Origin of the sequence: Chryseobacterium sp. SORGH_AS_0447, assembly GCF_030818695.1 — a bacterium.
Lineage (GTDB): Bacteria > Bacteroidota > Bacteroidia > Flavobacteriales > Weeksellaceae > Chryseobacterium.
In genome coordinates this window covers 2,435,304-2,459,591 of the sequence record NZ_JAUTAR010000001.1, presented here as the reverse complement: position 1 = coordinate 2,459,591, position 24,288 = coordinate 2,435,304, and the positions used below count along the sequence as shown (strand labels likewise).

The following is a 24,288-nucleotide window of genomic DNA, read 5'->3' as shown; positions in this document are numbered from 1 at the left end:
GCCTTTAAACTATTAAAAAAAGTATAAAATATTTAATTACTTAAATACTGATAATGAGAGTTTCATATTGACATCCTGCTCTTCCATAGGGCGTTCTAGAAAAGTCTGACGAATATCATTAAAACGCATCTCATCTTTCTTGGCTTTCTGGATTAATTGTTGTATCGCTTTCACCCTTCCGGCATAATTTCCCTTATAATACATCACATAATTCTGCGCAGGATTAAGCGTCCTGAAGCTGAAATTATTGTCGGTAACGCCGAATTTTTTAGAGAGTGGAATTCCCAGGAAATACGAGACTTCTTTGTCTTTGTAATTATCCGCATCCGTTACCAGAACCGGATAGCCGAACTCATCTTCTTTTTTGCCTAAATCCATCGTGGTGTAATTATAAATTTTATTATAATTCATCACGATATTTTTGTACAGCGCATCTTTCTTGTTGGAAGCGCTTACATTGATGCCCAGGAGCAGTTTTTCCTCCTCATTTTCAACCATAATGCTGTCGTATTTGATGGCGGCCATCTGGTTGTCTTTCTCTACTTTATTACCGAGAACATTTTTCAGGTTGGCCATGCTTTTATCGATGTTTTCAGCAAAGCGGTCTTCTGTCCAGAAGTTTTCCACTCTTCGCAGAACAGATAATTTCGGCGTATGTACCACCCAAGTGATTTTCGTTTTATCCGCAGACAGCGCTTTAAACTTAACATCAACAACCGTCGGACTTTCATTCCGGTCTTCGAAAAGCTGATACCGGAGCGATTTGTTTGGGTTTTCGTACCGAATAAACATCTCCCCATCGGTGTCGTTTTTGGAATCTGCATAGCTGATGGAACTGCCCTGCCCTTCATAAGGCGTATAATAGTCAATATCAACGGATTTAGAACTCGTAAAGAAGTTGTTCCAGCGTGTGAAATGCTGCAGGTTGTTGAACTGTAAAAAGACTTTTTCCAGAGGATAATCGATCTCTTTTTCTATTTTGAAATCTTTGCTCTCGTCTACAAAATAGTACATCGAAGCCGCATAAGCCCCGACCAGCAAAACAACAAATACCGCTATGATCTTAAAAAAACGCATGACACAAATGTATAGAAAATAACAAGAGTGACCAATATGGCGGCCACTCTGTTTTTAAATTTATTTAAGAAAATAAAGCGAATTGATAAGGAATTTCAATACTCTTTATCCTATATGTGTTCCCGCTTTCAGCACTGCTCCTTTCTTCACCACGATGATTCCGTCCTGAACGGAGTGGGTTCCGTAATCGCCATCCTGAAGGTGTTTTCCTCCGATGATTCTTACATTATCGCCGATATAGCAGTTTTTATCTAAAATCGCTTTTTCGATGTAACAGTATTTTCCGATACCCATATTCGGCTGGCCATGGTCGTCATTTTCGACGATTTCAGCAGTGCCCTGGTAAAAATCAGAACCCATGACATAAGAATTGACAATCGTACTTCCTTTATCAATTCGGGTACGGTTTCCGATCACGGAATTTTCGATCTTATCAGCCATAATAATGCATCCGTCTCCAAAAACCGCCTTACTTACATAGGAGCCATTGATCTTTGACGGTGGGAGCATTCTCGCTCTGGTATAGATGGGTGAGGAAGAAAACAGGTTAAACTGAGGGAAGTCCTGACAAAGGTCCAGGTTGGCTTCGTAGAATGACTCAATGGTACCGATGTCGGTCCAGTAGCCTTCATACTGATAACTTAATGTGGTATATTTTCCGATGGAATTCGGAATGATGTCTTTTCCGAAATCATCTCCTGCACCTTCTTCAAACATTTTTTTCAGGATGCTTTTCGTAAAGATATAAATTCCCATAGAAGCAAGATACTCTTTGCCAGCATACTTATTTTCATCGGAAACTTCAGATTTCAGTCCGTCTAACATATCGTAACCCGGTTTTTCGACAAAAGAAGTAATATTTCCTTCATCATCCGAACTTAAGATCCCAAAACCGGTTGCATCTTTTGCATTTACCGGAATGGTAGCAATCGTTACATCACCGCCTCTTTCGATATGGAAATCCAGCATTTCTTTGAAATCCATCTGGTACAGCTGGTCTCCGGAAAGGATTAGGATATATTCATAATCATATTTATCAAGATGCTTCATCGACTGACGTACGGCATCAGCCGTTCCCTGGTACCAGTTATCGTTTTCTACATTCTGTTCAGCAGCAAGAATATCTACAAATCCTTTGCTGAAAATGTCGAAATGATAAGAATTTTTAATATGCGAATTCAGTGAAGCTGAATTAAACTGCGTTAATACCAGGATTTTATTCATTCCTGAATTCAGGCAGTTGGAAATAGGAATATCTACCAATCTGTATTTTCCGGCGATTGGAACAGCCGGCTTAGACCTTGAATAGGTGAGAGGAAATAATCTTGTTCCCCTTCCGCCTCCTAAAACAATGGATATAACATTGCGATTCATATGTACATTTATTTTTTCTTAATTATTTTATTTTTTGGTGTATCAATTTAATTTTTGACAGTATTCCTCTTTTCTGATTCCCGCATATTAATCTCACTCTAAAGCTTCTACCATCCTGTCTTTCAATCGTATTGAACAAACTTTGCTTACATCCATACAATCATCGATTGATGGACCACGGAATCATTCTGATCATGAGCAAAATATGATAACCCCAATAATCCCAAGCTGAATAAAAATAAAACTTTTCAAAGACGTAAGTTATTAGTTTTTATCATTACTTTTTATATAAATTAATATATTTTTCAGCAGAAGTTTCCCAGGCAAAATCAAAATTCATATTGGCATGAATCAGGTTTTCCATTGTCCCTTTTTGATTATATACCAGTAAGGCTCTGTTCATCGCATGGATGATATCATCAACGCCGGGAGATGTAAAATTCAATCCTGCCCCGCCGGTAGAAATATCACTTACCGTATCCCTTAATCCTCCTGTATATCTTACAATAGGAACCGTACCATAACGCATGGAATACATCTGATTCAGTCCACAGGGTTCTACCCTCGATGGCATCAGCAAAAAGTCCGCCGAAGCGTATATTTTATGCGAAAGATATTCCTTATATCCAAGATCCAGCGCGAAATTGCTATAAATATAATCGTATTCCTTCAGTTTGTTTTCGATATAAGTGTTTCCCGATCCCAGAATCATGATGTTTAAAGCGCCATGCGTCTGTGTAATGCTTCTCCACACCACATCCGGAAGGAAATCCGCTCCTTTTTCGGTAGCAAACCTTCCGATAAAGGCAAACAACGGCAGCTCCGGTCTCAGACCGTATTCCCGGCACAGCTTTTCTTTGTTCTTTTTCTTTAAAACCACTGCATTTCCTTCATTAAAATTAAAATCCAGCATCGGATCGGTTTCCGGGTTCCAGACTTCCGTATCGATGCCGTTGATAATCCCATAAGCTTTGTGGGACTCATCGCGTACCAGACCTTCAATTCCCCGGAAGCTTACAAAGAGTTCTTCAAGGTACCCCTGCGAAACCGTGGTAAAGGAATGCGCACACTTAATCATGCTTGCCAGAGGATTGATCAGTCCGTCCCAGTCCATGAGGCCCCATTTGTATCGGTCGAAAGACGGAATATAATTGGCCATCTCCCAGCTCATCATTCCCTGATATTCACCATTATGAATGGTCCCGATTGTTTTTACTCCTTTTAAAAAGGAAAATTCCCAGCAATGTTCCACCATAAACGGAATCAATCCCGTATGATAATCGTGGCAGTGCAGAACATCCGGACGGATCTGCATGGCACTGAGCCAGTGAAGAACGCCGTGCTGGAAACCAATGAACTGAAAATTCTCATCCTGGTACCCGTAAGGATTGTCGCGATCCAGCAATCCCGGGATTCTTACCATGTACAATTCAAATCCTAAAGCGTTTGATTTTTCCTTTAAAACCTGCACCTGCAGCATGTTTGGCCCCTGATGGATGAACCCATCAAAAACTATGTCAAACTCATGGTCATAAACGAAAGATTTGTTGTACCAGGGCATAACCACCTTCGCATCAACTCCTTTAGTTTTGTTCTGATATTTTGGCAAAGCCCCTACTACATCGGCCAGGCCTCCTACTTTTGCTACCGGATAACATTCCGTACTGATATGAAATACTGTCATATTCTTCCTATCATTATTGTTTTACTATTCTGAAGTTTATTATTTATTTCTATTGATTCACCGGACGAAGTTCAAATACAAAAAAGCTTTCATTTTCTGTAAATTCCTGATGAATGATATCCGCATAATTATCTGACCTCAATGTTAAACAAGCGTATTGGTCAATATCGCTTATATCAAATTGGGGAGACGGATCAGACTCAAACCGTTGTATTTTAAACTCGGCAAAATTCATCCCAATTTCCGAATCATCAGTCAGCACTTCGAATGGCGTACCTTTCATTTGTTTTTCGGTAACAAATTTAAATTCAAAGCTATTTAATGCTATAAGATCATCAATCATTGATATCGCCTCGTCTTTTTCTTTAGTAAAAACAATCTCGTCAATTCTGTTTTTCCGAAAGCCAGTCTTATATCGATCGATTTTACTGCCGAAAAAATAAAGATCTTCGGTAAACGTTGTCTTGCAGATGCCAGAATTGATTGCATTAGCTGAAAAAGATTTCAATGTTTCAGGATCAAAATCAGCTATTACAATAAGATTTTTAATATCCTCATATCTTCTGCCTAAAACGTCTGCCGCCTGGATCATCTTTTTTATCTTTTGTATTGCTTACTGCTGTTTCTTTTATCTCTTTTTCTTTCTTCCTTAAAATAATTCCGGCCAATGGCGATAGCTTGATGCTGATGGATTTTTTATGTCCTCTAAATTCTTCCTGGTCTTCCCTGAAAATATCCGGCTCTACCCCGCTTCCCGCGTATTTTTTGTCATCGGAGTTAAAAATAATTTCCCACTGGCTTTCGTCGGGTACTCCGATTTTATAGTCCAAAACCCTTGGTGTTAAATTTAGGATGACCATGACTACATCGTCTTCCTGTTTGCCTTTTCTTAAATAGATATAGACCGAATTATCCGTATCATCCGCTTCCACCCATTGAAAACCTTCCGGACTGAACTGATTTTCATAAAAGGCCGTTTCGTTTCGGTAAAGATGGTTGAGATCTTTTACCAAAGTCTGCAATCCTTTATGAACAGGGAAATTCAGCAAATGCCAGTCCAGGCTTTTCTTGAAATTCCATTCGCTGGTCTGTCCGAATTCATCTCCCATGAACAACAGCTTTGCTCCCGGATGCGTAAACATATAGACATATAAGGCCCGGAGATTGGCAAATTTCTGCCATTCGTCGCCTTTCATCTTATAAATCAGGCTGGCTTTTCCATGTACTACCTCGTCATGGGATAGCGGCATCATGTAATTTTCATTGTACATGTACATGGAAGCGAAGGTAAGCTTATGATGAAAGAACTTCCTGTCAATGGGATCTTCTTTAAAATAAGCCAGCGTATCGTGCATCCAGCCCATCATCCATTTCATGCCAAAGCCAACGCCGCCATCATGGACAGGCTTGGTAAGCATCGGAAAATCGGAACTTTCTTCTGCAATGGTAATGATATTATCACCAAATTCTTTATACACCGCGGTATTGAATTCCTGCAGGAATGTCTTTGCTTCCAGGTTTACGTTACCGCCGTAGATATTCGGTTCCCATTCGCCTTCGTTTCGGGAATAATCCAGATGCAGCATAGAAGTTACCGCATCTACCCGCAATCCGTCAGCATGATAACGTTCCAGCCAAAACATGGCATTGGAAATTAAAAAGGATTTCACTTCGTTTCTACCGTAATTGAAAATATAGGATTTCCAGTCGGGATGAAAACCCTTCCGCGGGTCTTCATGCTCATACAGGAAAGAACCGTCAAACCGGTGCAGGCCATTGGCATCGCCCGGAAAATGCGAAGGCACCCAGTCTAAAATCACCCCGATCCCATTGCTGTGAAGCTCGTTAATCAGGAACATCAGGTCCTGCGGCGAACCGAAACGCGAAGTAGCGGCATAAAAGCCGGTAATCTGATAGCCCCAGCTCGGATCATACGGATATTCCATCAGCGGCATAAATTCTACGTGTGTAAAACCCATTTCTTTAATGTAAGGAATCAGCTTTTCTGCAATATCACGGTAATTTAAAAACCTTTCAGGATTATGTTCATCCCTTATCCAGGATCCCAAATGCATTTCGTAGACGGAAAGTGGTGCTTTCAGGGTATTTTTCTTCCAGCGGTTTTCCATCCATTCTTTGTCCTGCCATTCATACCAGGTAGTGGAAACCAGCGATGCCGCCTGAAGATTCTGTTCCCAGCTTAAGGCGTACGGATCACTTTTCTCGAGGATTTCACCGCGATAGGTTTCAACAGCATATTTATAGAGCGTTCCCCAGGTCAGTCCGGCGACGAAGCCTTCCCAGATCCCGGATCTGTCCCAGCGGGGAAATAAAAGATGATCTTTCTTGTTCCAGCCGTTGAAGTTTCCGATTACCGAGACCTGCTTGGCGTTGGGTGCCCAGACCGAGAAGTAAACGCCCTGCACGCCGTCTTTTTCAACTGAGTGTGCCCCGAATTTATCGTAGAGCTTGTAATGTTTACCTTCTTTGAAGAGATAAATGTCCTGGTCTGTAAAAAGAGTGTATGTTTTAACCGAATTCATCACGGTTTGTAATTTAATTTTATATTTTTTCTGAAACTACGGAAAAATGCCGACAACAGTTATTAATTATCGATGAATTATTTATTATGTTAATCTCCTCTCACCGCTTGTTTCTACTCAAATATAGAGTTTTTTCAGCCATTAATTCCATGATTCCGGAATTTATTTGCCATAAAAAGATTTTTTATAAATTTAGGGTTTAAATTTTAGTAAAGACACTGATGAAGTTTGACCTTTATACCGCAGAACATGATGAAAGGATTATTTATATCACCGGAAATTTTAACGGCTGGAATCCGCGGGACCCGCGTTTTAAGCTTGCATTAAAAGACTCCCGGAACTACTCTATTGAAATCGATGATAAGGTCTTACCTGACCATATCGAATATAAATTTACGAAAGGCGGCTGGGAAAATGTGGAACTTGACAGGCATGGAAATATCACTCCAAACCGGAAAGCGTCGAAATCTTCAGGAACGGCTTCCAATACCGTGGAAAAATGGAGACTCAACTGGGGGCCTTTCAAAGATGAATATTTTCCGGTCGCCGAAATTATTTCTGAAAAGTTTTATATCCCGCAGCTCGACCGCTACCGGAAAGTTTGGGCACTCCTGCCCTATAATTATCACGTTTCAGAAAAAAGCTATCCCGTGCTGTACCTGCAAGACGCACAGAACTTATTCAATGAAGGCAGCGACTACGGGAACTGGGAAATCGATAAAAAGCTTTCCGTGCTTTCAGAATACGGCCGTGGTGATGTGATCATCATTGCGGTTGAACACGGAAGCGAAGAGCGGATTAAAGAATATATTTTCGATAATGACCATGTGGCCAACGGCTCGGAGGGGAAAAAATACATCCGCTTTATTACCGATACCTTAAAGCCTTACGTAGATCAAAAGTACCGCACTAAAAAGGATCGTGAAAATACGGGAATCGGGGGAAGCTCGCTCGGTGCCCTGATCAGCATTTATAGCGGATTTCTGTATCCAGAAGTCTATTCCAAACTGCTGATCTTCTCCCCTTCACTTTGGGTGGAACCGAACAACAATTTCCCAATGATGAATTTCCGGATTCCATTTAAAACAAAAATTTACCTGTACGGCGGCGGACAGGAGGGCTCTAAAATGGTAAAAAGAATTCATGCTTTTGAAGAATCCCTGAAACATTGGGAAGAGAAAAATCTCTTCGATTTTGAAATCAGGACCAGCATTAATCCGGAAGGTACCCATAGCGAATTTTACTGGTCGCAGGAATTTCCACGAGCCATCGAATGGCTGTACTACAACAACACCGAAAACCCTGTGGAAGTGAAGCCGAAGCAGGACAGCATTAAAAATTAACCTTATGAAGCTTATCAACAAAAAAAATAAAAATTACACCCAGGTATTTCATCTTTTTACAGAAGAAGAATGGACGAAATCCTGCAGAAATTTTAATAAAAATATCTCCAATTTTTTCACCGGGAAGAAGCATGAGGTTTTTATCCATATCCATGAGGAAGGAACCGCTTATTTTATCGGGCTGGGAAAATCGTCATTGCAGAATTTTGAGGCTCAGCAGGTGGCTGTAAAGTTCTCCCAGGTTTATAAAGAAAAAATACAGGCCGTCCCGACGCTGGTTCTGGCTGACTTTATGAACGAAAAACAGTTTGAAGAATTGGTAAAAGGCCTGCTGATCGGCACCTACAACTACCCTTTTGAAAAAAAACATGCTTTCTGGAATGCGAAATTCGAAATTCATTTTGAGAACTTAAGCCAGAAAAAACTGGATTTTATCAGCCAGAAAGCCGAAGCCATGAGCACCGGACAGATTGCCTGCCAGGAATGGCTGAACAAACCGGCCAACCTTAAAAAACCGGATGCTTTCAGTTTATATTTAAAAAATTTAGCTAAAAAATACGACATCAAATATACGGCCTTCAACAGGAAAAAATGTGAGGAACTCGGTTTGGGGGCCTATCTTTCCGTCAATCAGGGAAGTGCCTACGATGCGGCTTTTACCATTCTGGAATATAAAACACCCGTTAAAAATGCCAAAACTTTTGGGTTGGTAGGCAAATGCGTTTTATTCGACACCGGAGGGATTTCTCTGAAAAATCCAGACAATATGCATTATATGAAATCGGATATGGGCGGTGCAACGGCTGTTCTGGGAACCCTGATCTATGCCGCCGAAATGCAGCTGCCGGTAAACATTACCGCCATCTTACCGATCACCGATAATGCTATTTCGGAAAAGGCGTTTCTTCCGAGCGATGTCATCACGGCTTACAACGGAAAAACAATCGAAGTATTAAATACCGATGCGGAAGGCCGGATGATTCTTGCAGACGGACTTTCGTATATGGCGAAAAATTTCAAAACGGATTTCCTGATCGATCTTGCTACCTTAACCGGAAGCTCCGTGAGAATGTTCGGCGATACCTGCGGGGCCATGTTTTCAAATAATGAAGAACTGAAAAATCTTTTACTGAAAACCGGTGACAAGACCAACCAGCGACTCTGGAATTTACCGCTTTGGGACATCTGGAAAGACGACATCCGGTCGGATGTAGCCGATGTGAAGAATATTTCCATGAAGCCGATCGGAGACTGTATTGTTGCCGCAAAATTCTTAGAGCAGTTCATTGAAAACCATCCTAGATGGGCGCATCTGGATATTGCCGGCGTTGCTTTCGGCAGTGTGGGCTATGCGAAAGAAAAAGCAGCTACCGGATTCGGAGTCCAATTGCTGGCAGATTTAATCGAAAATTATCACTAAAAATTAGTTTATTACAAAAATTCTCTGTATAATTGAAATAGGATTTTCAAAAGCGCACATATTTTTATTTTTTAACATTAAATAATGAAGAAAAAAAGGTATTTGTTTTTGAAAATCCACTAAAAAACTAAAAACATTGTATGGAGGAGAAAACAATAGTGTGCATTTCGTGCTATTACAAGGGTTATGATTTCATGGATGAAATGAAAAAACTCGGTAATAAAGTAATTCTGGTAACATCCGAGAATCTTAAAGAGAAAGACTGGCCGTGGCACGCCATCGATGAGGTATTTTATATGCCTGAGATAAAGCCCTCCGTTTGGAATCTCGACCATCTTGTCCAGGGTTTTTCTTATCTGATGCAGACCCGAAAGATCCACGCCGTAATTGCCTTGGATGATTATGATGTGGAAAAGGCTGCTCTGATCCGTGAAACCTTCAGGATTCCCGGAATGGGACAGACAACGCACCGCTATTTCAGGGATAAATTGGCCATGCGCCAGAAAGCAAAGGATTCCGGCATCAATGTTCCTGAATTTACCGCCGTCTTCAACAACGATGAGGTAAATGCCTTTGCAGATAATGTTCCTGCTCCCTGGGTTTTAAAACCCCGTTCCGAAGCTTCCGCTTCCGGTATTAAAAAACTGACTTCAAAGGATGAACTTTGGGATGCGCTTAATAGTTTAGGCGAAGAACGCCATCTGTTCCTGCTTGAAAGCTTTAAACCCGGAGACGTGTATCATGTAGACAGCCTTACCTTTAATAAAGAAATCATTTTTACCTCCGCTTCAAAATATCTTGCGCCGCCAATGCAGGTTTCGCATGAGGGCGGTGTTTTCAGAACAAAAACCCTGGGACGGTATTCCGATGAATTCCAGGCTCTTGAAAAAGCCAATGCTAAAGTACTTTCCAGTTTCGGATTGATGAACGGTGCAACGCATACGGAATTTATCCGAAGTAAAGAAAACGGAAAATATTACTTTCTGGAAACTTCCTCACGGGTTGGAGGTGCTCATATTCCGGATCTGGTAGAAGCTGCCACCAACATCAATATCTGGAGAGAATGGGCGAAAATTGAAGATGCCCTTCTGAGAGGTAAAGACTACCAGATTTCCAAACCTACAGGATATTATTCGGGGCTGATCATCGCTCTAATTAAAGATAAAGAACCCGATTACACGCATTTTCAATGCGAAGAGGCCGTAAAGTTCCTGCCCATCGATTACCATGCAGGCATCGTCTACAAGTCGAATGATGCAGAGCTCGTGCAGAGAAGGCTTGATGAAGCCGCAGAAAAAATTCACGCCGACATGCTGAATATCCTGCCTCCGAAAGAAAAGCCGACTTCATAAAAATTTCTGCCGGTGAAACCGTGCAAAGATCAGGGTCTGCCTAAGCTTAAAAGCTTCATTAATAAAAATCAAAGGTGATTACAACCTTCTCTAACTCCAAATAACAAAAAATGCCGCAAATAGAACATACCGATTATTACTCACATATTTTAGGAACAAGCCTTAAAGTAGAAGTTACGGGACATTACGGATATCCGATCATCATGTTTCCGACTTCACAGGGGCAATATACCCAAAACCATGATTTTCACCTGAACGGTAGCATCAACTGGTTTGTAGAACAGGGAAAAGTAAAGCTCTACAACATCCAGACGATCGACAGCTGGAGCTTTTACGATGAAAGCATTCCGCCCCAGCAAAGAATCAGGAATTATGAAAAATACGTGCAGTTCCTGATCAAGGAATTTGTTCCTTACATTCAGAAACTTCATAATACCCACCGCGTGGCCGTTGCCGGGGCGAGCTTTGGAGGCTATCATGCGGCCAATTTTGCCTTCCGGTTCCCGGATGTTGTTTCGCATTTATTCTGTCTCTCGGGAGCTTTCAGCATCAGGAATTTCATGGACGGATATTCCGATGACCTGGTGTATTACAACTGTCCGAGGGAATATGTGAAAAATGATGAAGCCTGGAAATACAAGCACATGCATATTGTTCTGAGCACTTCCGATCAGGATATCTGTAAAGATAAAAATGTGGAAATGGCGGGCATTCTGTCTTCAAAAGGAATCGACTTCTGGTACGATGAGAGAAAATGGATCAATCACGACTGGCCGCTCTGGAGAATGGTTTTCCCGACTTTTATAGGGGCTTTTTTCTCTTAATTCATTTTAAACTAATTGATATAAATTGTGAATGATTTGAACGCAAAGTCCGCAATGGCATTTCGACAAGCGTAGCATTAAAACTCATCAGTTAAGATCAATTTTTTATAGAAAACAGTGACGTCATAGTTAATTCAAATCAGTAACAAAATATATTTAATTAACTCAATAATAAAAACATTAAAAAAAATACATTATGGCTAAAAAAGTAGGAATCTTGTTCGGTATGGAAGATACATTTCCCTGGGCATTTATCGATAAAGTAAATGAGCTTGGCAAAGGGGAGATTGTTGCCGAACCGGTAAACATCGATAAACTTGAGCAGGGTGCCGATTATGGATATGCAGTGATCATCGACAGGATTTCACAGGATGTGCCTTTTTACAGGGCGTATCTTAAAAATGCAGCACTGAACGGGACTTATGTTATCAATAACCCATTCTGGTGGAGTGCTGATGAAAAGTTTTTCAATAATGCGTTGATGACGAAACTCGGCATTCCCCTTCCGAAAACCGTATTGCTCCCTTCTCATGAGAGACCGACCAATACTTCGGAAACTTCCTTCAGAAACCTGAAATTCCCTCACGACTGGTATTATATCTTCGATTATGTAGGATTTCCGGCCTATATGAAGCCTCATGATGGCGGCGGCTGGAGAAATGTATACCGGGTAGATAATCCGGAAGATCTTTGGGCAAAACTAGGAGAAACGGAACAATTGGTAATGATGGTACAGGAAGAAATTATTTTCGACGATTATTATCGGGTGTATTGCCTGGGCCAGAAATATGTTCACATCATGCCTTATGAGCCTAGAAATGCACCTCATCTTAGGTACGAAACAACTCATAAAACGGCAGGCAAGGAACTGGAGAAATTATTGAAAACCATCCACGATTACACCATTAAAATGAATAAAGCACTGGGCTACGATTTCAATACCGTAGAATTTGCGGTAAGAGACGGAATTCCTTATGCCATCGACTTCTGCAACCCGGCTCCCGATGCCGACCGAAATTCGGTAGGTGAAGAAAATTTTGCATGGATTGTAGAGCATGCCGCAAAATTAGCTGTGGAAAAAGCGAAGGAATATGTTCCCGGAAAACCGAATATCTCCTGGGGAACCTTCGTTAAGGATTCTGTAAAATAAGAACGTATATAAAAAACACGAAAAAAAATGCATCAGTTTACTATCGGAATCGAAGAAGAATATCAAATTATTGATGTTGAGAGCAGGGATCTGATTTCTCATGTTTCGAAAATTATTGAAGGCGGAAAAGCGGTTTTAAGTGAAAATTTAAAACACGAAATGCACGAATCCATGATCGAGATGGAAACGGGCATCTGCCAGAATATCCAGGAAGCGAAAGCGGAACTGACGAGCCTCAGAAGGCACCTCATCAAAACCGCTCATGAGCAGGGGCTCAGGGTTTCCGGGGGCGGTACCCACCCGTTTTCCAATTGGGAGCACAACACCATTACGAACGGCGAACGTTACAATAAAATCGTAGACGATATGGGCGATGTGGCGCGGGGAAATCTAATCTTTGGGCTGCATGTGCACATCGGAATCCCGAACCGTGAAGAAGGCGTAAGAATACAGAATGTCATGCGGTATTTTCTTCCGCACGTCTATGCGTTGTCTACCAACTCGCCTTTCTGGATCGGCAGAAATACCGGATTTAAATCGTACCGTCAGGAAATTTTTGTAAAATTCCCGAGAACAGGGATCCCGAGTTTCTTCAATTCGCTGGCGGAGTTCGACAGCTATGTGGATCTGCTGGTAAAAACCGGAACGATCGACAATGCAAAGAAAATCTGGTGGGATCTCAGAGTTCACCCGTTCTACCCTACCATTGAGTTCAGAATCTGTGATATGCCTTTGCGGATTGAGGAAACCGTTTGTTTAGCTGCCATTATGCAGTCGCTTGTCGCAAAAATCTGTAAACTGCACCAGCAGAATTTAAGCTTCAGAAGCTACAGAAGGCTTTTGCTGAACGAAAATAAATGGAGGGCATCCAAAAGCGGAATTGAAGCCCACCTGATCGATTTCGGTAAAGAAGAATCTGTGCCGTATCCCGATTTGCTGAAAGAGCTTCTTGAGTTTATCGATGACGTCGTAGACGACTTAGGCTGCCGTAAAGAGGTGGAATATGCTTGGACGATCCTTGAAAACGGAACCGGCGCAGACCGCCAGCTTAAAATATTTAACGAAACCGGCGACCTTACCAAAGTGGTGGATTATATGATCTCTGAAACGGAGTATGGCATAACGCATAGCGAAAACGCTTGGTAAATATTCGGTAACTTTGCAAAAATAGAATGTCGTATGAAGAATATCCGAATGGCTTTGCTGGATATGAATAACAACCAGGTAAATCAGGGATTTAAAAACATAAAAGAAATCTCCGAAACCTTTCAGCAGAGCACCGAAGAAGAGGTAAGCATTGAAACATTTGATGTAAGGTTTAAAAATGAAATGCCGGAGATCGAGAATTTTGACATTTTCATTTCATCAGGCGGTCCGGGAGATCCGCACCGGGAAGGGCTGGAATGGGAAGACCGATTTGCAGCGTTCTTGGATGAAATTTTTGAGTATAACCAATGTAACGACCGTAAAAAATATGTTTTTCTAATCTGTCATTCCTTTCAGCTGGCGAGCATTCACTGGAAACTCGGGACAATCAACAGACGGAAATCCTATTCTTTCGGCATCATGCCGGTTCATAAAACAGAAGAAGGCGAACAGGAGTTTTTATTTAAAAATTTACCCGATCCGTTTTATGCAGTGGATTCGAGAGCGTTCCAGTTTATTGAGCCCGATTACAGCCGTTTTGAAGAACTCGGAATGAAAATCGTAGCCATCGAGAAATCGCGGCCCCATATTAATCTGGAAAGAGCGGTAATGGCGGTCCGTTTTTCAGAAGAAATCTTCGGAACACAGTTTCATCCGGAAGCAAATCCCGCAGGGATGATCGAAAACCTAAAGGACGAGAAGAACAAACAGGCAATGATCGAGAATTTCGGGATGGAAAAATATCTGGAAACCATCGACCGGATTGACGACGAAGATAAAATCACCCTTACCCAGGCCCAGATTCTTCCCCGATTCCTGAACAGGGCAAAACAGAATATCCTGAACCAAACGCAGGCAACAGTTTAAAAAAAATAACCATTAAAAATATTTTGAAAAATCGGGCATTCATTGTCCGATTTTTTTAATCACAAAAAGAAAAAGAATATGATCCCAACCTACAGAGAGCAGTTTAACCAGGAATTTTCACAGGAAAAATACAGCAGGCTTAAAGAAATCCTCAAACAGAAAAGCGGCCTGGAACCGGTATTCAGAATATCGGAAAGCCCATTGTTTTTAACCAAAGAATTTGAATCTAAGCTCATCAATGCCAGTGAAAGCATTATCGACCAGATTAAAGCTTTACCGGCAGAAGTCCTTCAGAAAGCAATTCCCGAAAACTGCCGCGTTCCCAACGATACGGATCAGCCGCATTTCTTCACCATCGATTTCGGAATCTGCAAAAGTGGAAACGGTGAAATCGAGCCGCAGCTGATCGAGCTCCAGGCTTTTCCTTCTTTATATGCTTTTCAAAAGGTTTTCGAAGATACTTTCTGCGAAGTCTACCCTTTTCTTTCGGAAATCAGGAATAAAATGCCCCATGAAACTTTTAAAAATCATTTAAAAGAACTTATTGTCGGCAGCGAAAATCCTGAACATGTGATTCTCCTTGAAATTTACCCTGAAAAACAGAAAACGGCCATTGATTTTGTGTTAACAGAAAAACTGCTGGGCATCAAAACGGTTTGCCTCACCAAAATAAAAAAGGAAGGTAAAAAATTATTCTACGACAACAACGGACAGTTAACGGAGGTTAAAAGAATTTACAACAGGGTGATCTTCGACGAACTGGACCGAATTCCGGATCTGAAAACCGAATTTGATTTCCGGGAAGATATTGATGTAACCTGGGTGACCCATCCAAACTGGTTCTTCAAAATCTCCAAGTATTTACTGCCGCTTTTGCATCATCAGTTTGTTCCGAAAAGCTATTTCCTACATGAATTTCCGGAACATGAAAATCTTGAAGATTTTGTATTGAAGCCCCTATTTTCTTTCGCCGGCAGCGGCGTCAATTTAAATCCTACAAAAGAAATAACGGATGCCATCGAGGATAAAGAAAACTATATCCTTCAGAGAAAAGTGCAGTACGAACCGGTTTTTAAAGATATTAACGGCGAATTTTCTAAAGCGGAAATCAGATTGTTGTATATTTGGTACGAAAACGATGAACGCCCTATCCTATTGGAAAATCTGGGCAGAATGACCAAAGCGGCGATGGTCAACGTCGATTTCAATAAGAAAGATGCGATCTGGATCGGAAGCTCGAATGCTTTTTTTGCGGAAGAATAATTTTAAAACTAATAAATAATGGAAGAAAGCTCAGCTTTTCAGGAGTTTGAAACAAAAGAAAATTTTACACGAAGAAGAAATTTATTGCCTTTGTGGATTAAAATATTTTTATGGTTCTTTTTGATCGGAGGATCGTTCGCGGCTTTATTTTTCATCATCGGGCCATTTTTAAACAAGATCGACTTGTCGCTCTATGGAATTACCGCCAGTCATCCTTATACGGTGCCGGGAATGATCACTGCTTTACTATTAATATTTAAAGGGATTGTTGCATACGGGCTTTGATTTGAACAGAAATGGGCGCTTCAGGCGGCTATTATCGATGCTATCATAGGGATTGCCGTCTGCATCATCATGATGGTTGTTGTTCCGTTTACTCTTCCGAATATCAATTTTATCATAAGACTGGAATTGATTCCGCTGTATTTTTATCTGGTTAAAATGCAGAAGATAAAATCAACCTGGGAAAATTTTTAAACATAAAAACCTCCGAATTTTTGGAGGTTTTGTTTTATCATTACTTCAGGATGCCCAATATCTGCTTAAAATATAATAACGGTTTTCGTACTCAATAACGAAACAGTCATCATAAAATGATTCAAGCCTTTGAACCGACGAAATTTCATTCACAAAAAGAGCACTGATCAAACCTGAAAGTGTTCGGGCATAATAATCAGGCTTGTCTGTTGATCCCTCTCTTATTCCAAAAGCTTTTTCTATAAATTTTAAAAGTTGATCTTTATAATCATTTATATTGATTGCTATGGGTTCTTTTACCTTTTTTTCCAGCAAATAATCCAGCGAATTCATTTTATGAAACTCCAAGCCTTCTCTATACGTATCGTCCCACAATTGTTCGTACAAATAATGATCGATAAATAACAAAGCGCCTTCAATACGGCTTAGTTTATTATCTTCATTCAGCATGCTTTTCTCATAATCTACAGAAACAGGATACTTCTTATCTGCAAAATATCTAACGTTTTCATAAGGATGGTTGATCTCCCAATAGTTGCTGAGATCTTTCCTCAAATTATTCATTCCCTGTTCCAGATAAAATTCAAATCCAAAATTCAAATCATCCCTTCTTACATAACCATCGGTAGTATCATCAATAATATCAAAATGTTTTGACATTCCGTAGCCGATAGCAAAATTATCATCAGCTATCAGGTAAAATCTTGCTTTACTTTCATGATAACCAAATCCTATCACCAGATATTCGTCCAGATTTCTAAAATTGGGCAGGTCTTTTTTAAACCTTACTTTCACTTTTTGTTTTTAAAAGTTTCGGCGGCATCTCTGATGCCGCCGAAACTTTGTTTGTATATTATATCTTGTTTACTGAACCTTATCATCCTCCATCATTTCCCTTGCCTGATATTCCTGAACGAGATCAATAGCATTGGAAATTACATCGCTTAAAGCGGTAATGAAGGTTCCTTCCTCAGCCATACCCATAGCGTGTTTCAGGGCTTCGATTTCTTTTGGAATAATTTCGTAGCTGACGTCCCTTCCGGAAGACTGCATCCCTTCGATGATCAAACCGTTGATTTCTTCTTCCGTCCTTCCACGAAGGTGCTTCTCGTTGCGGATGATAATGTGGTCGAACATTCTTCCTGCAATTTTTCCGCACTCCCTGATGTCGCTGTCTCTTCGGTCGCCGACACCGGAAATAATCCCGATCTTTTTCGTTGCTTCCACGTTTTTAAGGTAATCTTCAATGGCTTCATACCCGGCAGGATTGTGGGCAAAATCAATTAAAACCTTAAAGTTTTTGAATTTAAACACATTCAGCCTTCCCGGAGTCAGCTGTGCACTTGGAATGAAAGTCCGCAGGGAATTGGAAATATCTTCAATCCCAAAACCATATAAATAAGACGCCAAACTTGCTGCCAATACATTTTCAATCATGAACTTGGCTTTTCCTTCCATCGTAATCGGGAAGTCTTTGGCTTTTCCGATCCTGATCTTCCAGTCGCCTTTTTTGATGGTGACAAAACCTTCTTCATACACACAGGTAATTTTGCCTTCCTTCGCAAATTTTTTGATGTGGGGGTTGTTTTCATCCATGCTGAAAATCGCGATGTTGGAATGCAGGTCGTTGATGATTCTCATCGAATATTCGTCATCAGCGTTCATCACGCTCCAGCCGTTTTTCTTTACACTGTCGAGAACGACCCTTTTAACCCTTGTCAAATCTTTCAGGTTGTGGATATCATTCAAACCCAAATGGTCTTCTTTGATGTTAGTCAAAACCCCGATGTCACACTGAGAAAACCCTAATCCTGAACGTAAAATTCCGCCCCTGGCTGTTTCTAAAACTGCAAATTCTACGGTAGGATCTTTCAGGATAAATTCCGCAGAAAGAGGTCCTGTGGTATCTCCTTTCGTCAGCATCGTATTCTGGATGTAAATTCCGTCTGATGTAGTAAACCCGACTCTGTAGCCGTTGCTTTTTACAATATGGGAGATTAACCGTGTAGTCGTTGTTTTTCCGTTGGTTCCCGTTACGGCGATAATCGGAATGGTAAAAGGTTTTCCCTGCGGATACAGCATATCTACCACCGGAGCCGCTACATTTCTCGGAAGCCCTTCACTTGGAGCCAGATGCATCCTAAAGCCGGGAGCAGCATTCACTTCGATGATCGCACCGCCGCTTTCTTTTAACGGCTGGGTAAGATTCTCTGCCATAATATCGATTCCGCAAACATCAAGACCGATGATTTTGGAAATCCTTTCCGCCATCGTGATATTTTCCGGATGCACCATATCGGTTACATCAATAGAAGTACCTCCCGTTGAAAGGTTGGCGGTAGACTTCAAATAAACGATTTCTCCCCTTTGAGGAACCGTTTCCAAAGTATAATGAAGTTTCTCAAGCAACTCCGTTGTATCTTTATCGATCAGAATTTCCGTCAACACATTTTCATGGCCATAGCCTCTTCTCGGATCTGTATTTTCTTTATCGATCAGCTGCTGAAGATTCAGTTCGCCGTCACCTACAACGTGCGCAGGAACCCTTCTTGCGGCAGCCACCATTTTATTATTAATAACCAAAACCCTGAAATCGTAGCCTGTGATATACTTTTCTACGATAACCTTGTTGGAATATTTCTGTGCGTGCTGTAGTCCTATTTTTGCCGCTTCCCAGTCGTTTACATTAATCGAAGAACCTTTTCCGTGATTGCCGTCCAAAGGCTTAATCACAACAGGATATCCTATTTTTCGTACGACACTATCCAGTCCTTCTTCATCCATGACCAGATCTCCGATCGGAACAGGAATGGCAGCATCATGCAGCATTCTTTTGGTTAACTCTTTGTTACATGCAATATCTACGGCAATTGAACTGGTGTTTCCGGTAATGGTCGCCTGAAAGCGCTGCTGGTTTACCCCGTAACCCAATTGAACCAATGAATTTGTCCCCAGGCGGATCCATGGAATTCTCCGGGAAACGGCTTCTTCCACAATACTTCCCGTAGAAGGGCCGAGTCGCACTCTTTCCCTGATTTCCTTTAATGTTTTAATGCAGGCATTCAAATCGTATTCATCTCCTTTAATCAAGGCTTCGGCAATTTTTACCGATTCTTCCGCGGCATAAATCCCGGCATTTTCCTCGATATAATTGAAGACGACATTATAAATTCCCGGCGTTTTTGTTTCGCGGGTTCTTCCGAAGCCCACATCCATTCCTGCCAGGGTCTGAATTTCAAGCGCGATATGTTCAATAACGTGTCCCATCCACGTTCCCGTTTCAATCCGGTGAAAAAAACCGCCTTCTACTCCTTCGGAACAGCGGTGGGTGAATAAAGACGGAATCAGCTTTTCTATTCTTTCTCTGAAACCATCGATTTTATTGGTAGGGAAATTCTCCATTTCTTCGAGATCCAACCTCATCTGTATCAGCTTCTTCCTTCGGATACTCCAGATGTTTGGACCGCGTAGCGCCTGTATCTTTTCAATTTTCATAGTCTATTTGCATTTTTAATAGTTAACGATAACTGCATTTAGTATCAAAGATAATGCAAAACCCCAAACGAAACTATACCACGATTAAACATTTGCAAAAAATAAATGAAAATCGTGAGCAAATATTAAATGTCATTATTAATTTCAATCGTAATGAATTTCTTTACCTGTTAATAATTTTTTAACTTTGCAGCCTATGATTAAACCAGTTGGAAAATTAATTGTGATCGGGGGCGCTGTTAATAAAGGCAGTTTTGCTGAAACCGATTTTGATCAGAACATAGAAAAAAACCTGAATTTTTTTGAGCGTGGAATTTTAAGGAAAATCATCAATGAGTCTAAACATAAGGAAGATTCGGTGATTGAGATTATTACGACCGCTTCTCAGATCCCGCAGATTGTAGGATCAGAGTATAAAAAGGCATTCGAATTTCTGGGTGCCAAAAACGTTAATATACTGGATATTCATAACCGTGAGGAAGCGAATTCCGATCCGATCGTGGCAAGAGCAAACGCTGCCGATGTGGTGATGTTCACAGGCGGAGACCAGCTGAGGCTTACGTCCATTCTCGGAGGAACCAGATTTCACGATACAATTCTTTTAAAATACCAGGAACAGGATTTCATCTATTCCGGGACTTCTGCAGGAGCCGCCGCAGCTTCTGAAAATATGATCTACCAGGGAAGCAGCTCTGAAGCCTTGCTAAAAGGAGAAATTAAGACCACGCAAGGTCTTGGACTCATTGATAATGTAATCATCGACACGCATTTTGTACAGCGGGGAAGAATTGGAAGACTGTTCCAGGCTGTGGTGAACAATCCGAGAACATTGGGAATCGGTTTGGGAGAAGATACCGGTCTGTTTATCCACAATGATGTGATGACCGCTGTTGGTTCCGGGCTCGTGATCCTCGTAGACGGAAGATTTATTAAAGATACGAATCTGACTAATATCAATCTGGGAGAACCTATTTCTATTGATAACTTAACGGTTCATGTCATGTCGATGAATGATCATTACGATCTTACGACGAAAGCCTTAACGATTGAGAATTCCCAGTTTAATCCGATTCCGCAGGATCGATAACATGGTATATAATTGATAAATGATAATTGATGAATGATGAATGATTTAAATACAAATCATCGTAGTCTGAAAGTCATTTATTATTGATCAGCAACCCATCATAAAATATATGAAAATAATCATCCACGGCGGATTTTTCTCCGAAAGTGGCCAGAGCCACGAGGTGAAAACCGCTAAACAGAATTCTTTAAAAGCAATCGCCCAAAAAGCGTTTGAATATCTACAGGACCATTCTGCCTTTGACGCAGTGGCCTATGCTGTTTCCCTGCTTGAAGACGATGATCTGTACAATGCAGGAACAGGCTCCCAGATCCAGGGTGACGGAATTATCCGCATGAGCGCAGCCATTATCAATGGTGAAACCGAGAAAATGAGCGGAGTCATTAATATTGAAAATGTAAAAAACCCAATCCTTGTTGCTAAAGCGCTGATTGGAGAAGATGACCGTGTTTTAGGCGGAAGCGGTGCTAAAAAATACGCAACCGAACACGGATTTGAAAACTACTCTACCGAAATTCCGCAACGGAGAAAAGAATACGAAGAAAAACTGAAAACCGGAGGCAAAGGCACGGTAGGCTGTGTAGCCATCGATAGAAACGGAAAATTGGCAGCCGCCACTTCCACCGGAGGGAAAGGCTTTGAAATTCCCGGCCGTATCTCCGATTCTGCAACGGTTGCCGGAAATTACGCCAATTCTTTCTGCGCGGTCAGTTGTACCGGAGTTGGAGAAGATATCGTAAGTAATGCCACCGCTGCGAAAATTGTAACCCGGGTAACCGACGGAATGTCTCTGGAAAATGCATTTGCTAAAACCTTTGAAGAATTAAAAACCATTGATGGTTTTGCTGGAGCTATAGCGATTGATAAAAATGGAAATTTATACCATCAGGATTCCCATCCTACCATGGTTTTCGCAAGTTTTGACGGAGAAAACTTTGAAATCTTCAATTAATTTTAACATTTTTTTATAAGTCGGTCTTTTTTTTTGGCACGTATTTTACATGATTACTAACATCAAACTTTAATATTAACATTTAAAAAATAGAAATCATGGGAAATAAAACAAAAGGCTTATTAGCTTTAGTCGGTTTAGGTGCATTAGCATATTGGAAATACAAAAATTCTTCTGAAGAAGATAAGCAGTTGGTGAAAGACAAAATCAATACTGCAAAAGACAATATCAACAAGTGGAGCAATGATTTGAAAGATAAAGCAAACAATGTTGCTTCTCAGGTAAAAGACAGAGCTAATGATGTCGCTTCTCAAGCACAGGACAAAGCTGATGATATTAGAAATAAAGCTCAGGAGGCAGTAAGCTAATATAAACAATTGATTATTTTAACATTCATATACAAAAAGTCATCGTAGTTTTTAATTACGATGACTTTTTAATTATTATATGAAATTTTAATTTTACTAGATTAATTTCCCTGGATCACATAATTTTTCACCATCAGTTTTCTTTCAGGTTTGGACGCATCCTCAGGCCGGAACCAAACTTCTACCCTGCTTCCATAATATTTCCCCCATTCACCTTCTTCAATAATAAATATCTTATCAGATTCAAATTCTTGCAGTTCATCCGATGTATTTTCAACTTCTAACTCAGATTCTTTTTTAATTTTTTTTGCAGATAGGAGTCTATTGGTCGTCAGATCAAACATCTTTAAATATACTTTTCCCTTTTCAATTTTATTAAGAAATACATCATATTTATACTGTCCGGGCTGCTGATAATTGTAAAGAAGAACATCCTGGCCTTTTACTTCAACCAATGGCTTCTCATCCATTCCAATAAAATCCAGCGGCATATTGACCTTTACATTATTTGGATTTACAATATCGCCTTTATATTCCTTATAAGGGCTCTTCGGAACGAGAATGATGAAAAAAATACACGCGACAAAAGTAAATATAATGGAAAGTATGATCTGAACAAAGCCCTCTTTAAAACGCTTTTTGAATAATTTCGAAATTCCCAGAAGCGTATATCCGAAGCCGACACATAATGGAATAATAAAACATAGATTCCAAATGGTTTTTGTAACGGGAAGAATCCACATCAATAACCAGCAAAAAATACTGATAGCGGTTATAAAAAAAGGGGCAGACCATTTTCCATTAATGATCTTTAGAATAAATAATTTTATCATGGTTTTATTATACTGTTCTTTCTTTGATTCTATTTTTATTTAAATGATCTGAATCAAGATTTTTGTTTTTAAAGCCTTTCCAGCAGTTTCCTTTTCTGTTCTGCAAATTCCTGCTCTGTTAAAACTCCCATTTCTTTTAATTTCCCCAGTTTTTCCAGCCGCTGAATAATAACGTCTGCCGATTCTCTTTTGTCGTTGGATCCGCTTTGGAAGGCAGATTCAGTACTGCTTTTTTGATGAAACGGCGTTTCCTGATCTGGAAGATTAGAGAGATTAAAAGTAGAAGCCTGAATTTGTTGTTGTTGTTGTGAAACAGACTGCTCCGTACTGCCGTTTAAGTATCTGTTAAAAGCATTGCTGAAGTTTCTGCCGTCGCTTTTATTGTGAAGCTTAAATTCTGCTGAGGAACCGTTTTTACAAAAAATTCTAAGGGTTGAATAAAGAAGGCTTTCCACATGCTCAACCGACCGGATCTGATGATACGGATATTCGTCCTTCTGTACATTTCCCAGAAGCTTCTTATCGATAAAGACGACTCTTTTCGGTGTGGAAAACAGAAGCCCTTCTATTTTTCCGGGAATGGTAAGCGCCTCCGCAATGGCAGTCAGTTGTTCATCCCTTTCTAAAATATTTACGAGCTCTTTCACTTCACCGTTTACCAAAATACTTAATCTCGCATTCAGAGCAACAATCTGATCCTGAATTTCGTCAAACCTTGTTGGGATTCCGCCAAATCCGAAACTCGGCACCTCCGTATTCTGAAGACCTGAAGAATTTGCAGACATGGGATTTTCAGATAGACCAATTTTTCCCTGGAGGATAATTCCTCTGATCTCGGGAAGGAAAAACTGGCTGAGATTATTGACGATATCTCTGTTGAGAGAAGCAGCCTGATTAAAGCATTTGTTGCAAAGCAAATGGCCGTCTGCCAGCTTGTTTTCTCCTGTAACGGTGTCCATTGAAGTTAATGGGTTACCACATAGTCCGCAAATCGCATTCATTAATTATTAGTTTAATTTTTTCAGTTACAAAT

Annotated in this window: 21 protein-coding genes; 12 read left to right on the top strand and 9 right to left on the bottom strand. The window is 40.6% G+C overall.

From position 1 onward, the window contains the following. Window positions 1-36: 36 nt before the first annotated feature. The 5 genes from QE422_RS11335 to glgB form a co-directional block, all read right to left on the bottom strand. Complete coding sequence (locus QE422_RS11335) at window positions 37-1,077, bottom strand: SRPBCC domain-containing protein (protein ID WP_307458187.1); 1,041 nt, start codon at window positions 1,075-1,077, stop codon at window positions 37-39. A gap of 105 nt (window positions 1,078-1,182) precedes the next feature. Further along, window positions 1,183-2,451, bottom strand: a complete 1,269-nt coding sequence (locus tag QE422_RS11330; protein WP_307458183.1) for a glucose-1-phosphate adenylyltransferase — start codon at window positions 2,449-2,451, stop codon at window positions 1,183-1,185. A gap of 277 nt (window positions 2,452-2,728) precedes the next feature. Continuing rightward, window positions 2,729-4,135 carry a glycogen synthase gene (locus QE422_RS11325; protein ID WP_307458182.1) on the bottom strand — a complete coding sequence of 469 codons (1,407 nt, stop codon included), beginning with the start codon at window positions 4,133-4,135 and terminating at the stop codon, window positions 2,729-2,731. A gap of 49 nt (window positions 4,136-4,184) precedes the next feature. Continuing rightward, window positions 4,185-4,727: a hypothetical protein gene (locus QE422_RS11320; RefSeq protein WP_307458180.1), complete on the bottom strand. Its 543-nt coding sequence runs from the start codon at window positions 4,725-4,727 to the stop codon at window positions 4,185-4,187. After that, window positions 4,690-6,678, bottom strand: a complete 1,989-nt coding sequence (gene glgB / locus QE422_RS11315) for a 1,4-alpha-glucan branching protein GlgB (RefSeq protein WP_307462353.1) — start codon at window positions 6,676-6,678, stop codon at window positions 4,690-4,692. The genes QE422_RS11320 and glgB overlap by 38 nt, the downstream gene beginning before the upstream one ends. Before the next feature lie 221 nt (window positions 6,679-6,899). On the opposite strand from glgB, the gene QE422_RS11310 reads away from it, so the two are divergent. From QE422_RS11310 to QE422_RS11270, 9 genes are all read left to right on the top strand, one after another. Continuing rightward, on the top strand, window positions 6,900-8,021 hold the full coding sequence (locus QE422_RS11310; protein ID WP_307458177.1) for an alpha/beta hydrolase: 1,122 nt from the start codon (window positions 6,900-6,902) through the stop codon (window positions 8,019-8,021). Window positions 8,022-8,025: 4 nt separating this feature from the next. Further along, window positions 8,026-9,441, top strand: coding sequence for a M17 family metallopeptidase (locus tag QE422_RS11305; protein WP_307458175.1), 1,416 nt, complete (start codon window positions 8,026-8,028; stop codon window positions 9,439-9,441). A 140-nt stretch (window positions 9,442-9,581) separates the two neighbouring features. After that, window positions 9,582-10,793 carry an acetyl-CoA carboxylase biotin carboxylase subunit family protein gene (locus QE422_RS11300; protein ID WP_307458173.1) on the top strand — a complete coding sequence of 404 codons (1,212 nt, stop codon included), beginning with the start codon at window positions 9,582-9,584 and terminating at the stop codon, window positions 10,791-10,793. A 110-nt stretch (window positions 10,794-10,903) separates the two neighbouring features. After that, complete coding sequence (locus QE422_RS11295; protein ID WP_307458170.1) at window positions 10,904-11,617, top strand: alpha/beta hydrolase-fold protein; 714 nt, start codon at window positions 10,904-10,906, stop codon at window positions 11,615-11,617. Between the two features lie 196 nt (window positions 11,618-11,813). After that, the gene (locus tag QE422_RS11290; RefSeq protein WP_307458167.1) at window positions 11,814-12,767 is read left to right on the top strand and encodes a RimK family alpha-L-glutamate ligase; all 954 of its coding nucleotides are present in this window, start codon (window positions 11,814-11,816) and stop codon (window positions 12,765-12,767) included. A 27-nt stretch (window positions 12,768-12,794) separates the two neighbouring features. Then, a complete protein-coding gene (locus QE422_RS11285; protein WP_307458164.1) occupies window positions 12,795-13,913 on the top strand; it encodes a carboxylate-amine ligase in 1,119 nt (372 codons plus the stop codon). Between the two features lie 33 nt (window positions 13,914-13,946). Further along, window positions 13,947-14,780: a type 1 glutamine amidotransferase gene (locus QE422_RS11280; protein ID WP_307458162.1), complete on the top strand. Its 834-nt coding sequence runs from the start codon at window positions 13,947-13,949 to the stop codon at window positions 14,778-14,780. 78 nt (window positions 14,781-14,858) lie between these two features. After that, on the top strand, window positions 14,859-16,043 hold the full coding sequence (locus tag QE422_RS11275; RefSeq protein WP_307458160.1) for a hypothetical protein: 1,185 nt from the start codon (window positions 14,859-14,861) through the stop codon (window positions 16,041-16,043). Window positions 16,044-16,061: 18 nt separating this feature from the next. Next, the gene (locus QE422_RS11270) at window positions 16,062-16,328 is read left to right on the top strand and encodes a hypothetical protein (RefSeq protein WP_307458158.1); all 267 of its coding nucleotides are present in this window, start codon (window positions 16,062-16,064) and stop codon (window positions 16,326-16,328) included. A gap of 237 nt (window positions 16,329-16,565) precedes the next feature. On the opposite strand, the gene QE422_RS11265 is transcribed toward QE422_RS11270, so the two are convergent. Together QE422_RS11265 and cphA are read right to left on the bottom strand one after the other, a co-directional pair. Further along, window positions 16,566-17,315, bottom strand: coding sequence for a hypothetical protein (locus QE422_RS11265; protein ID WP_307458155.1), 750 nt, complete (start codon window positions 17,313-17,315; stop codon window positions 16,566-16,568). Between the two features lie 69 nt (window positions 17,316-17,384). Beyond that, window positions 17,385-20,015, bottom strand: coding sequence for a cyanophycin synthetase (gene cphA, locus QE422_RS11260; protein ID WP_307458152.1), 2,631 nt, complete (start codon window positions 20,013-20,015; stop codon window positions 17,385-17,387). 196 nt (window positions 20,016-20,211) lie between these two features. On the opposite strand from cphA, the gene QE422_RS11255 reads away from it, so the two are divergent. The 3 genes from QE422_RS11255 (at window position 20,212) to QE422_RS11245 (ending at window position 22,422) form a co-directional block, all read left to right on the top strand. Continuing rightward, window positions 20,212-21,102 (top strand): cyanophycinase, encoded by an 891-nt coding sequence (locus QE422_RS11255; RefSeq protein WP_307458150.1) that lies wholly within the window; start codon window positions 20,212-20,214, stop codon window positions 21,100-21,102. Between the two features lie 109 nt (window positions 21,103-21,211). Beyond that, window positions 21,212-22,054, top strand: coding sequence for an isoaspartyl peptidase/L-asparaginase (locus tag QE422_RS11250; RefSeq protein WP_307458147.1), 843 nt, complete (start codon window positions 21,212-21,214; stop codon window positions 22,052-22,054). A 98-nt stretch (window positions 22,055-22,152) separates the two neighbouring features. Beyond that, the gene (locus QE422_RS11245; RefSeq protein ID WP_307458144.1) at window positions 22,153-22,422 is read left to right on the top strand and encodes a YtxH domain-containing protein; all 270 of its coding nucleotides are present in this window, start codon (window positions 22,153-22,155) and stop codon (window positions 22,420-22,422) included. Between the two features lie 101 nt (window positions 22,423-22,523). Here the strand turns inward: QE422_RS11245 and QE422_RS11240 are convergent, their stop codons facing one another. Then, a complete protein-coding gene (locus QE422_RS11240) occupies window positions 22,524-23,255 on the bottom strand; it encodes a hypothetical protein (protein ID WP_307458142.1) in 732 nt (243 codons plus the stop codon). 68 nt (window positions 23,256-23,323) lie between these two features. Next, entirely contained in the window at window positions 23,324-24,256 is a 933-nt protein-coding gene (locus QE422_RS11235; RefSeq protein WP_307458140.1) for a PH domain-containing protein, read from the bottom strand. Window positions 24,257-24,288: the final 32 nt, after the last annotated feature.